This is a genomic window from Sphingobium sp. PAMC28499 (assembly GCF_004795815.1).
GTDB classification, from domain to species: domain Bacteria; phylum Pseudomonadota; class Alphaproteobacteria; order Sphingomonadales; family Sphingomonadaceae; genus Sphingobium; species Sphingobium yanoikuyae.
Genome location: NZ_CP039248.1, coordinates 2,733,357 through 2,745,582, shown reverse-complemented (window position 1 = coordinate 2,745,582; position 12,226 = coordinate 2,733,357). Strand labels below are relative to the sequence as shown.

The window sequence follows — 12,226 nt, the reverse complement described above, 5'->3', positions numbered from 1 at the left end:
GCTCAGGCCGGTCGATACTTGCAGGGCAATGGAGCCGCTTACGGCAACTTTGCGGAAAGCACATCCCGCATCGGATTGGCTGAAAATGGCCATTCCCACCCTGTCCTATTCCGCCTTTCTCTGATCTACCCTTGGAAATGGATCAATCACACGATCTTCACGCCATCTCGCGGTCGCTCCGCAACCGCCTGCTGGCGCATGGGCGTCGCTTCACTGTCGCACCACTGTCGCGTCACCGAGGCGTGGTGATGCTCCGATTTCGATGCGCGTGTCGCTTCACAGGCGCGCCGTCGGCGCGTCGCAGGAGCATCACCGGCGCATTTCGCCGGAATCAGCCTCACGACACTGTGAACTTCGACTGTCGCGTCGATTTACGGTCGAGACCCGCCAGCAATTTTCAGAAAGAAGCCGGATCCGTCCGGCCGATTACCGCTGATCGCAGCAGCGTAACACGGAAAAAGCGTCCCGCCTTTGCCCCGGAAGGCGGGACGGGACGCTCCATCGGTCGCAGGCCGCCCCGTGATAACCATGCGCGGGCCGCGTCCGTCGAACCAACGACATCGCAGCGAGGCCGTTCCGGCGTTGATCGCGGGCCTGGCGCGACCTGCCGCAAAATCCGCCCCATCCGGGCAGCCTCCCGGCTTCCTCTCGCCGGGAGGCACTGCGCCTCAGCGCCGGGCAAGCTGGACGGCCGACTTGCGGCTGATGGTCAGGCCAGCGTCGGCCCAATCCTGCCTGCTGCGGCAATCGACGCGCGGCACCAGCGTGCTCGGCTGCACTTCGCGGAAGCAGTAGCGGTCGGTTTTCTCTTCATAGCTGACCTTGGCGTTGCCAAACTTGCCTACGGGCTGGGCGAAGGCTGGCGTGGCGGCAACGGTCATGGCAGCAGCGGCGGCGATGATGGCGATGGTCTTCATGAGCAAATTCCTTCCCTGATTTTGATGGATCGGTGGTGCCGGCGCTCAGCGCTGGGCCAACTGGACGGCCGGCTTGCGGCTGATGGTCAGGCCCGCGTCGGCCCAGTCCTGCTTGCTGCGGCAATCGACCAGCGGGATGCGCGAATTGGCGCGCGTTTCGCGGAAGCAGTAGCGGTCGGTCTTTTCTTCATAGCTGACCTTGGCGTTGCCAAACTTGCCTTCCGGCTGGGCGAAGGCCGGCGCGGCAGCAACGGTCATGGCGGCGGCAGCGGCGATGATGGTGATGGTCTTCATGAGCAAATTCCTTCCCTGAAATCTCGTTCCGCGACCCCGATCGGGTCGTGCCAGGAGCATTGCAGGGGCCGTGCCAATTTGCCGAAAGCCCGGAAAATCGGGCTCCAGTTCGCGCAAATCACATTTTCTGCACGAAAATTACGCCAATAGTCGGCAACATATTTTTATATTTGGTATTTTTCGCGCAACACAATCCATCCCAACTTCGCCACGCATCAGCAAAGCTTTATTATCAATCAAATCAGTAGTGATAAAATCGCCCCATAGATTTGGAGGTGCAGATGACGATTCACACCCTGTCGGACGACCAGACCCCCACCATCCTGACCGTCCCCGGCCTGATGAACAGCGGTCCGGGCCATTGGCAAAGCCTTTGGGAAAAGGCGCTTCCCGACTGCCATCGGGTCGAACTGGGTAGCTGGGACGCGCCCCATCGCAATGCCTGGATCACCAATCTGGGCCATGCTATCGCCCAGGTTGACGGACCGGTGATCCTGGCCGCGCACAGCCTTGGCTGCCATGCGGTCGCCTGGTGGGCAGCGTTCGAAACCGGACAGTTGCGGGACAAGGTGGCCGGCGCCCTGCTGGTGGCGCCGCCGGAAGTGGACAGCGGCGCGGTCGACCGCCGCCTCGTCGGCTTCGGCCCCACGCCCAAGGGGCTACTCCCCTTCCCCTCGATCGTCGTCGCCAGCCGCAACGATCCCTATATCGACTTTGCCAGCGCCCGGCGGCTGGCCCAATTCTGGGGCAGCCAGTTCGCCGACGCGGGCGAAAGCGGCCATATCAACGCCGCGTCGGATCTGGGCGAATGGAATTTCGGCCAGTTCCTGCTCCACCGCCTGACCGATCGGACGGCGCCGGCCGATCTTGCCGCGGTCCGCAACGAAGAAGCCCGGCGCAGCGCCGAAATGTCGATCCGCTACGGCTTCTGATCGCTGCTGCCGGGCGGCCGCGCTGTCCTATTCGAGGGCAGGATGGTACAGGATCGATCCGGCACGGGCGCCCAGCCCGGCCGGATCGGCCCAGCATCATAAAATTTCCAACTTCGGTTCTTAAATGTCCAAATATGCGGGAAATATGGGAAGTTAAGCGGAACATTTCCTATTGGCCGAACGTAGAAGAGCGCCCTCCATGCCCCGCTCTTCCTTCGTTAACCATTTTCGGTCATATCCTGCACCATGTCCGCCGCGCTGACGTCCCATGAACCCGCGACCGGCGCCCTGCTATGGCAGGGCGAAAGCGGCGACGTGGACGATATCGTCGCCCGCGCCCGCTCCGGCTGGCCGCGTTGGGCCGCACAGCCGGTCGCCTTCCGCATCGAAACGCTGCGCCGCTTCGTCAATGTCGTGCGCGCCCATGAGGAGGAACTGGCCGACCTGATCGCCCGCGAAACCGGAAAGCCGCTATGGGACGCCCGGACCGAGGTGACGGCGGTCATGGCCAAGATCGACACATCGGTCGCCGCCTATTCCGAACGCACCGGCCAGCGCCGGCTGGAGGCCAATCTGGGCGCCCGCCAGTCGGTGCGGCACAAGCCCCATGGCGTGATGGCGGTGCTTGGCCCCTATAATTTTCCGGCCCACCTGCCCAATGGCCACATCATCCCCGCGCTGCTGGCGGGCAATGCCGTCATCTTCAAACCGTCGGAAAAGACCCCGGCGGTCGGCGAGATGCTGGTGCGCTTCTATCATGAGGCAGGCGTCCCGACCGATGCCGTCCAGTTGCTGCTCGGCGGCGCGGAGGAAGGCAAGGCACTCGCCGCCCATGCCGATGTCGCGGGCATATTGTTCACCGGATCGGCCCAGACCGGCATCGCCATCAACCGCCAGTTCGCGACCCAGCCGGGCAAGATCCTCGCGCTCGAAATGGGTGGCAACAATCCGCTGGTCGTCTGGGACACGCCGGAAATCGGCGCCGCCGCCGCGCTGGTCATCCAGTCCGCCTTCCTGTCGAGCGGCCAGCGCTGCACCGCCGCCAGCCGGCTGATCGTGCGCGACGCGATGGCCGACGCCCTGATCGCGGAGGTCAAGAAGCTTGCCGACCGGCTGATCGTCGATCACCCCCATGCCGATCCGCAGCCCTATATGGGGCCGGTTATCGACAATCCGACCGCCGATGGCCTAACCGAAAGCTTCCTCTATCTGATGAGCCATGGCGGCCGGCCGATCAAGCATATGGTCCGGCCGCAAAAGGGCCTGCCCTTCCTGACGCCCGCGATCATCGACGTGACCGCGATGCAGGAGCGGCCCGATGTCGAACTGTTCGGCCCGCTGCTCCAGATCGTGCGCGTGCCCGATTTCGAAACCGCCATCGCCGAAGCCAATAGCAGCCGCTACGGTCTGTCCGCCTCGCTCGTCGGCGGCAGTCCCGAACAATATGCGCAATTCTGGGGCAATGTCCGCGCCGGCGTGATCAACTGGAACCGGCCCACCAATGGCGCATCCGGCACCGCCCCGTTCGGCGGCGTCGGCGTGTCCGGCAACCACCGCCCCAGCGCCTATTATGCCGCCGATTATTGCGCCTATCCGGTCGCATCCGCCGAGATCGAACAGCCCCGCGCCACCATCGGCATCGGCCTCAAGGACATCGACGTCAGCGCCATGGGCGATTGACAACCCGGCTACTGGACAAAACTTTTCCTAAGCCCCTCCATATCCATTCTGAATTGAAACTCCGCTGCCCTTTCGCCATGTGGCGAGCATGGCTGACATTGCACCTGCTACCGTCCACCTGGTGGGCGCGGGACCGGGCGACCCGGAACTGCTGACCATCAAGGCCGTGCGCCTGATCCGCGACGCGCGCCTGATCGTGCATGACGGGCTGGTGTCCGACGACATATTGGCGCTGGCCGGCCCGCAGACCGAACTGGTCTCGGTCGCCAAGCAGCGCAGCCGCCATTCCATGCCGCAGGAGGCGATCAACGCCCTGCTGGTCCGCTTCGCCCTCGCCGGTGAGCCGGTCGTCCGCCTGAAGGGCGGCGATCCCTTCATCTTCGGCCGCGGTGGCGAGGAAGTGGATGCCTGCCGCGCCGCCGGCGTCCCGGTAGAGGTTGTGCCGGGGATCAGCGCCGCAATCGGCGCCGCCGCCCAGGCGCAACTGCCACTGACCCATCGCGAGGCGTCGAGCGCGGTCAGTTTCGTTGCCGGCCAGTGCAAGGGGCTTACCGATCAGGACTGGTCGGGCCTTGCGGGAAAAGGCCGCACGCTCGTCATCTATATGGGCGTCGCGACTGCCGCCGACATCGCCGACAAGCTGATAGCCGACGGCGTGTCACCGGCGATCCCGGTCGCGGTGCTGGAAAATGGCACGCGCGCCGATATGCGCAGCCTGCGCACCCTGCTTGCCGATCTGGGCGACATGGTGGCGCGTGAAGAAGTCAAAAGCCCGGCCCTGATCGTGGTCGGCGACGTGGCAGCCCATGCCCTGGCACGCGATGTGCTGGCGGACTGGGCGGCAAAAGGGGAGAGTATTTCGGAGATGCGTTCGTGAAGATCCTGACGGGCAATGATCTGGTGACCGGTGATGTCATCTGGTGGGCCGGCGATGGCTGGTCGCGCCAGGTCGGCGACAGCGCCGATGTCAGCGAACAGGGCGACGACCTCGCCCGCACCGAGGAAGCGGCGCTGCGCGTGGTCGGCGCCTATGTGATCGACGCGACCGTCACCGACGAGGGCGTGCGCCCGGCCCATATCAAGGACCGCATTCGCGCGCTTGGCCCCACGGTCCGTCCGGACCTGAACCTGAAACCGAATGACGCCGACGCCGGCAACTGGGTGATCTGACATGTATCGCTACGACAGCTACGACCAGTCCATCGTCGACGCCCGCGTCGATGAATTTCGCGACCAGGTGCAGCGCCGCCTGACCGGCGCGCTGACCGAGGATCAGTTCAAGCCGCTGCGGCTGATGAACGGCCTCTATCTTCAGCTTCACGCCTATATGCTGCGCGTCGCCATCCCCTATGGCACGCTCAGCGGCAAGCAGATGCGCAAGCTGGGCGAGATCGCGGCGAAGTACGACAAGGGCTATGGCCACTTCACCACGCGCCAGAACCTGCAATATAACTGGATCAAGCTGGCCGATGCGCCCGACATCCTCGCCGAACTGGCGACGGTGGAGATGCACGCCATCCAGACGAGCGGCAACTGCATCCGCAACATCAGTTCCGACCAATATGCCGGCGTTAGCGCCGACGAGGTGGCGGACCCCCGCCCCTGGGCCGAGCTGCTGCGCCAATGGTCGAGCTTCCACCCGGAATTCACTTACCTGCCGCGCAAGTTCAAGATTTGCGTGATTGCCAGCGACGACGATCGCGCGGCGATGCGCCTGCACGATATCGGCCTGAAGCTGGTGTCGAAGGATGGCATCATCGGCGCCGAAGTCTATGCCGGTGGCGGCATGGGCCGCACCCCGATGGTCGCGCCGCAGATTCGCGATTTCGTGGCCGAAGAGGAGATCGTCTCCTATCTGGAGGCCTGCCTGCGCGTCTATAATCGCTACGGTCGCCGCGACAACAAGTACAAGGCCCGGATCAAGATCCTGGTCCATGAGATCGGCGTCGAGGAATATAAGCGCCAGGTCGAGGAAGAGTTCGCCCATATGCGCGAACTGGGCCTCAACCCGCCGACCGAGGAACTGGACCGCATCCGCGCCTTCTTCGCCAACCCGGCCTATGAAACGGGCCTGAGCGAAGAGATCGACCGTGCCGATCCGGCCTTCGCCCTGTGGGTCGACCGTCAGGTCGCGGCCCACAAGCAGCCCGGCTATGCGATCGTCAATATCAGCCTGAAGCCGCTCACCGGCATTCCCGGCGATGCTTCGGCCGAGCAGATCGAATTGGTCGCGTCGCTGGCCGAGCAGTATAGCCTCGACGAACTGCGCGTCACCCATGCGCAGAACCTGGTCCTGCCGCATGTGAAGAAGGCGGATCTCTACGCCATCTGGCAAAAGCTGGACGAAGCGGGACTGGCCGAGGCCAATCTCGACCTCATCACCGATATCATCGCCTGCCCTGGCCTCGACTATTGCGCGCTGGCCAATGCCCGTTCGATCCCGCTGGCGCAGAAGATCGCGCAGCGCTTCGCCGACAATGCGCGTCAGGCGGAACTGGGCGAGCTGAAGCTCAAGATTTCGGGCTGCATCAATGCCTGCGGCCACCATCATGCCGGCCATATCGGCATTTTGGGCGTCGACCGGAAGGGCGTGGAGAATTTCCAGCTGCTGCTCGGCGGTTCGGGCGCGGAGGACGCCTCGCTCGGCCAGATCACCGGCCCCGGTTTCTCCGAGGATGGCGTGGTCGACGCGATCGAGAAGGTCACCGACATCTACCTCGCCGAACGCACCGACGGGGAGCGCTTCCTCGACACCTATCGCCGTATCGGCATGAAGCCCTTCAAGGAGGCGATCTATGGTTGAGTTCCTCTCCTTCCGCGACGGTGAAGCCGCGCAGGAGCCGGCTGTCACGGTCGAATCCTTCACCGGCCAGTCCAACGCCACCGCCGTCCGCATCGAGCCGGGCGAGGATGCGCGCGAACTGCTGCCGCATCTCGATCGCCTCTCGCTGGTTGAGGTGAACTTCCCGGCCTATGGCGACGGGCGCGGCTATTCGGCCGCGCGCATCCTGCGGGAATCGGGCTATCAGGGCGAATTGCGCGCGGTGGGCGACGTGCTGGTCGACCAGATCAACGCCATGCGCCGCTGCGGCTTCGACAGTTTCCACCCCGCCAAAGCCCTGGATGACGCCGCCGTGGAGCGCGCGCTCACCCGCTATGCCGACGTCTATCAGAAGACGATCGATGGCCGTCAGCCCGTCTGGGCGAAACGGCATCCGGAGAAAATTGATGGCTGAACCTGCCCGCCAGATCGATGTGATCGATGCCCGCCCCGTCTTTACCCAGGGGGATGCCGATGCGCTCAACGCGCGCTTCGAGGGCGTCGATACGCTGACCATGCTCAAGACCGTGTTCGCGGAAGGCCTCGCCGGCAATGTCGGCGTCGTCTCCTCCTTCGGCACGGAAAGCGCGGTGCTGCTCGATCTGGTGGCCAAGGCCGACAAGGCCATCCCGGTGATCTTCGTCGACACGCAGAAGATGTTCGCCGAAACGCTCAACTATCGCGACACACTCATCGCGCGGCTGGGCTTCACCAACAGCAGCGTGGTCGCGCCCGACGCTGCCGTGCTGGCCAAGAAGGACGAAACCGGCCTGCGCTGGTCCTATGACCCCGACGGCTGCTGCGAAATCCGCAAGGTCGAGCCGATGAAGCGCGCCAAGGCGAGCCTGGACGCCTGGATTTCGGGCCGCAAGGCATTCCAGTCGGTGACGCGCCAGAACCTGCCCCGTTTCGAGGTCGAGGATGGCCGGCTGAAGATCAATCCGCTGGGCGACTGGACCAAGACCGATCTGGAAGCCTATTTCGAGGCCGAACAACTGCCGCGTCACCCGCTGGAGGCGCAGGGCTATCTGTCGATCGGCTGCGAACCCTGCACGTCCAAGGTTCTGCCGGGTGAAGACCCGCGCGCCGGTCGCTGGCGCGGCTGGGACAAGGTGGAATGCGGCATCCATTCGCCGGTGACGCCGATCCCCGTCATCGATCCGGAAGACCCGGCAAACCTGCCCGCCTTCTGATTGCACCGGGCGCCCTGCGGGGCGCCCGTCCCCTATCTTATTGTAACATTGCGTAACAAGCGCGGGCGCGCGCTGGACCTGTCGTGTCAGCAGCGCAATACACTCCCCCCTTTCCAACGGGACTTAAGGGAGTCGCCCCATGGATCGTCGTCAATTCCTGCTTTCCTCGGGCGCGGTCGCGCTCGCCACCGCCGCGCCACGCGCCCTGGCCCAGGCGGCCGGCGCCGATGATGCCCGCCTGTCGGCCGCCTTCGCCACCGCCTTCGAGCGCCAGCTTGATCTGTCGCCGGCCATGGTCACCAGCCTCGGCCTCGACAAGGGCGCCCGCTCCGCCGCCAAGAGCCAGCTCGACGACAACAGCAAGTCCGGCACGATGAAGAAGCTGGCCGCGACCCAGGCGGCGATCAAGGAATTCAAGGGATATGAGGGCGCCGCCCTGTCGGATGCGCAGCGCCTGAACCTGGAGGTCATCCTCTATTCGCTCGACCAGCAGACGGCCGCCCCGGCGAAATTCGGCCTCAACAGCGTCCAGCGCCCCTATCGCATCTTCCAGCAGGGCGGCAGCTATTTCCAGACGCCCGATTTCCTCAACACCGCGCACACCATCAACACGGCCGGTGATTGCGAGGCCTATGTCGCCCGGCTCGATGCCTTCGCCCGCAACCTGCGCACCGACACCGCGCTGCAGCGGGACGAGGCCGCCCGCGGCTATCTCGCCCCCGGCTGGTCGCTCGACCTGACGCTTGGCCAGATGAAGAAGCTGCGCGGCCAGCCCGCCGCGACCAGCAGCCTGGTCCAGTCGCTGGTGAAGCGCGCCGCGGCCAAGGGCGTGACCGGCGACTGGCAGGCGCAGGCCGCCGCGATCGTCGAAAAGTCGATCTATCCCGCGCTCGACGAACAGATCGCCGCGATCGAAGCGTTGAAGCCCAAGACCGCCGCCGGTGACGGCGTATGGCGCACCCCGCGCGGCGATGAAATCTACGCAGCGGCGCTCAAGCAGGCGACCACCACCGACCTTAGCGCCGATCAGATCCACGCCATGGGGCTGGAGCAGGTCGCCGACATCAGCGCCAAGCTGGACGTGATCCTGAACGGCGCCGGCTTTACCAAGGGCAGCGTCGGAGAAAAGCTCGCCGCGCTCAATGTCGACCCGGCCCAGCTCTATGCCGACAGCCCGGACGGCCGCGCCGCCCTGCTCGCCCAGCTCAACCGCGACCTCGACGCCATGAAGGCGAAGCTGCCCCAGGCGTTCACGACCATCCCCAACACTCCGCTCGAAATCCGCGCGGTGCCGGTCGAGATCCAGGATGGCGCCTCCAACGGCTATTATAACCGCGCCGCGCTCGACGGTTCGCGCCCGGCCATCTACTTCATCAACCTGAAGGATGTCGGCGACTGGCCGAAATATGGCCTGCCCGCCCTCACCTATCATGAAGGCGTGCCCGGCCATCACCTCCAGATCTCGACCGCGCAGACCGCTGGCGATGTGCCAATGCTGCGCAAGGTCGCCTTCATGAGCGCCTATAGCGAAGGCTGGGCGCTCTATGCCGAGCAACTGGCCGACGAACTGGGCGGCTATGCGACGCCGATCGACCGCGCCGGTTACCTCCAGTCCTTCCTGTTCCGCGCCGCCCGCCTGGTGGTCGACACCGGCATCCATTCCAAGCAGTGGAGCGTCAAGCAGGCGACCGATTACATGGTCGAGAAGACCGGATTCGCCCGCCCCCGCTGCCAGCGCGAGGTCGAGCGCTACTGCACCCAGCCGGGCCAGGCGACCAGCTACAAGGTTGGCCATGGCAGCTGGACCAAGGCCCGCGAAAAGGCGCAGGCGCTGCTGGGCGACAAGTTCGATATCAAGCAGTTCCACGCCGTTCTTGAGGAAGGCGCGATGCCGCTGTCGATCCTGGAAAAGCGGATCGAGGATCGCGCCCGCGGCCTCGCGCAGGCCTGACAAAGGACAAGCGGGTCCGGCCTTTCCTCAAGGCCGGACCCGTTGCATGATTACAAAAGAACAAAGGGGTATCGCCATGCTTCGTGCCGCACAGATTTCCGCTGCCGCCCTGATGATCGCCGCGCTCGCCGCGCCGATCGCCGCCCAGACCGATCCGATGACCCCGGACAAGGTCGATGTCTATGATCCGGCCCGGCCACAGGCGGACTATGTGCGCAAGGAAGTGATGATCCCGATGCGCGACGGGGTGAAGCTGTTCACCGTCATCGTCATGCGCAAGGGTACGAGCCGCGGGCCCATCCTGCTGACCCGCACCCCCTATGATGCGGGCAAGGCGACCAGCCGCAACCGCAGCCAGAGGATCGAGGAGATCCTGCCGGTCATGGACGCAGATTTCGTCAATGACGGCTATATCCGCGTCTATCAGGACGTGCGCGGCCTGCACGGGTCGGAGGGCGACTATGTCATGACCCGGCCGCTGCGCGGCCCCCTCAACAAGACCGATGTCGACAACAGCACCGACGCCTATGACACGATCGACTGGCTGGTGAAGAATGTGCCGGAAACCAACGGCAAGGTCGCGATCACCGGCTCCTCCTATCCCGGCTTCACCTCGCTGATGGCGCTGATCGATCCACACCCTGCGCTGAAGGCCGCCGTACCGCAGAGCCCGATGGTCGATGGCTGGATGGGCGACGACTGGTTCCACAATGGCGCCTTCCGCAATTTCGGCTTCGGCTACAGCCTGTCGCAGACCGCCAAGAAGGGCGGCGGCGCGATCCCGATGGGCAATGGCGACGAATATACGACGATGCTGAACGCCGGATCGGCCGGCGACTTCGCTCGCGCCTATGGCCTCGACGCATTTCCCTCGGTGCGCAAGCTGCTCGAACATCCGGCCTATGATGCCTATTGGCAGGAACAGGCGGTCGACAAGCTGCTGGCCAAGCGCACGCTGACCGTGCCGACCATGCTGGTCGTGGGCCAGTGGGACCAGGAGGACAGCTATGGCGCCCCAGCGGTCTACAAGGCGCTGGAACCGCAGGACAAGAAGAATGACATGGTCAGCCTGGTGATCGGCCCATGGCGCCATAGCGGCGTCAATTATGAGGGCCGGAGCCTCGGCGATCTGCAGTTCGAGGGCGATACCGGCCGCCAGTTCCGCGTCGGCACGATGAAGCCCTTCCTCGACCATTATCTCAAGGACAATCCGCCCGCCGGCTACACCATGCCCGGCTCGCTCACCTATGCGACCGGCATCGACAAATGGGAAACTCGCGCCAAATGGCCGGGCGGCACGCCAACCCCGCTGTATCTCGGCGCCAGCTACAGCCTGTCCTGGGCCAAGCCGGCAGCCGTGGGCAGCGACTCCTATGTCTCCGATCCGGCCAAGCCGGTGCCCTATCTGCCCCGCCCGATCCATCAGGACCAGAATGAAGCCTGGCGCACCTGGCTGGTGAAGGACCAGCGTTTCGTCGATGGCCGCCCCGATGTGCTGACCTATGTAACGCCGGTGCTGGACAAGGACGTCCATATCGCCGGCCAGCCGATGGTCGACCTGTTCGCCGCCACCAGTGGCACCGACAGCGACTGGGTGGTGAAGCTGATCGACGTCTATCCGGAAGAGAACACCGCCAATCCGGTGATGGCCGGCTACGAGCTGCCGATCGGCATCGACATTTTCCGGGGCCGCTACGCCCATGGCTTCGACAAGCCGCAGGCGCTGACGCCGGGCAAGGCGGAAAATTACAAATTCGGCCTTCCGAACGTGAACCATGTGTTCAAGCCGGGCCACCGCATCATGGTGCAGATCCAGTCCAGCCTGTTCCCGGTCTATGACCGCAACCCGCAGACCTATGTGCCCTCGATCTTCGACGCCAAGCCGGGCGACTACAAGCCAGCGACCCAAAGCGTCCAATATGGCGCGGCGGGCGCCAGCGCGATATGGTTGCCTATCGTCAAATAAGCGGATGGCATGGCGCCGCCGCGATCAAGGGAGGGCATGATGGCGGTTGAACTGAAGATCCTGGCCTGGGCCTGCGTCCTGCTGCTGGTCCACATCTTCGCGGCGGCGCATCTCAAGACGAAGCAATATGGCCTGAAATGGAATACCGGGGCGCGGGACGAAAACCTGCCCCCGCTCGATCCGGTAGGTGGCCGACTGGTTCGCGCCCAGGCCAATTTCCTGGAAACCTTCCCGATCGCGATCATCGTCCTGTTCGGCGTGGTGGTGGCCGACCGCACCAGCGAATGGACGGCGATCGGTGGCTGGCTGTGGCTGGTGTCGCGCGCGCTCTACCTGCCGCTCTATGGCCTGGGCGTGCCGGTGGTCCGCTCGCTCGCCTATCTCGCCAGCATGATCGGGCTGTGCATCGTGTTCAAGGCGTTCGTCGCCGGCTGAACCGGGTGGCGGCGGATATATCCGCCGCCATGCCTTC

Annotated in this window: 12 protein-coding genes; 10 read left to right on the top strand and 2 right to left on the bottom strand. The window is 64.7% G+C overall.

Translation table 11 applies throughout. The annotated features are described in order from the left end of the window. Positions 1 to 668: 668 nt before the first annotated feature. Both E5554_RS13310 and E5554_RS13305 read right to left on the bottom strand, forming a co-directional pair. A complete protein-coding gene (locus E5554_RS13310; RefSeq protein WP_125996970.1) occupies positions 669 to 917 on the bottom strand; it encodes a hypothetical protein in 249 nt (82 codons plus the stop codon). A gap of 45 nt (positions 918 to 962) precedes the next feature. After that, positions 963 to 1,211, bottom strand: a complete 249-nt coding sequence (locus tag E5554_RS13305; protein ID WP_136187062.1) for a hypothetical protein — start codon at positions 1,209 to 1,211, stop codon at positions 963 to 965. A 281-nt stretch (positions 1,212 to 1,492) separates the two neighbouring features. Between E5554_RS13305 and E5554_RS13300 the strand changes: the two genes are divergently transcribed. From E5554_RS13300 to E5554_RS13255, 10 genes are all read left to right on the top strand, one after another. Then, positions 1,493 to 2,143, top strand: a complete 651-nt coding sequence (locus E5554_RS13300) for an alpha/beta hydrolase (RefSeq protein ID WP_206434217.1) — start codon at positions 1,493 to 1,495, stop codon at positions 2,141 to 2,143. Positions 2,144 to 2,389: 246 nt separating this feature from the next. Next, positions 2,390 to 3,823 (top strand): succinylglutamate-semialdehyde dehydrogenase, encoded by a 1,434-nt coding sequence (gene astD / locus E5554_RS13295; protein ID WP_125996973.1) that lies wholly within the window; start codon positions 2,390 to 2,392, stop codon positions 3,821 to 3,823. 88 nt (positions 3,824 to 3,911) lie between these two features. Continuing rightward, on the top strand, positions 3,912 to 4,700 hold the full coding sequence (gene cobA / locus E5554_RS13290) for a uroporphyrinogen-III C-methyltransferase (RefSeq protein WP_136187061.1): 789 nt from the start codon (positions 3,912 to 3,914) through the stop codon (positions 4,698 to 4,700). Beyond that, the gene (locus E5554_RS13285; RefSeq protein WP_136187060.1) at positions 4,697 to 4,993 is read left to right on the top strand and encodes a DUF2849 domain-containing protein; all 297 of its coding nucleotides are present in this window, start codon (positions 4,697 to 4,699) and stop codon (positions 4,991 to 4,993) included. The genes cobA and E5554_RS13285 overlap by 4 nt, the downstream gene beginning before the upstream one ends. A 1-nt stretch (position 4,994) precedes the next feature. Continuing rightward, positions 4,995 to 6,626, top strand: coding sequence for a nitrite/sulfite reductase (locus E5554_RS13280; RefSeq protein ID WP_136187059.1), 1,632 nt, complete (start codon positions 4,995 to 4,997; stop codon positions 6,624 to 6,626). Next, on the top strand, positions 6,619 to 7,059 hold the full coding sequence (locus E5554_RS13275; protein WP_004212223.1) for a DUF934 domain-containing protein: 441 nt from the start codon (positions 6,619 to 6,621) through the stop codon (positions 7,057 to 7,059). The genes E5554_RS13280 and E5554_RS13275 overlap by 8 nt, the downstream gene beginning before the upstream one ends. After that, positions 7,052 to 7,837: a phosphoadenylyl-sulfate reductase gene (locus tag E5554_RS13270; protein ID WP_136187058.1), complete on the top strand. Its 786-nt coding sequence runs from the start codon at positions 7,052 to 7,054 to the stop codon at positions 7,835 to 7,837. Before E5554_RS13275 ends, E5554_RS13270 begins: the two co-directional genes overlap by 8 nt. Before the next feature lie 139 nt (positions 7,838 to 7,976). Then, complete coding sequence (locus E5554_RS13265) at positions 7,977 to 9,788, top strand: DUF885 domain-containing protein (RefSeq protein ID WP_136187057.1); 1,812 nt, start codon at positions 7,977 to 7,979, stop codon at positions 9,786 to 9,788. A gap of 76 nt (positions 9,789 to 9,864) precedes the next feature. Next, positions 9,865 to 11,754, top strand: a complete 1,890-nt coding sequence (locus tag E5554_RS13260; RefSeq protein WP_136187056.1) for a CocE/NonD family hydrolase — start codon at positions 9,865 to 9,867, stop codon at positions 11,752 to 11,754. Positions 11,755 to 11,793: 39 nt separating this feature from the next. Beyond that, on the top strand, positions 11,794 to 12,189 hold the full coding sequence (locus tag E5554_RS13255; protein WP_210729835.1) for an MAPEG family protein: 396 nt from the start codon (positions 11,794 to 11,796) through the stop codon (positions 12,187 to 12,189). Positions 12,190 to 12,226: the final 37 nt, after the last annotated feature.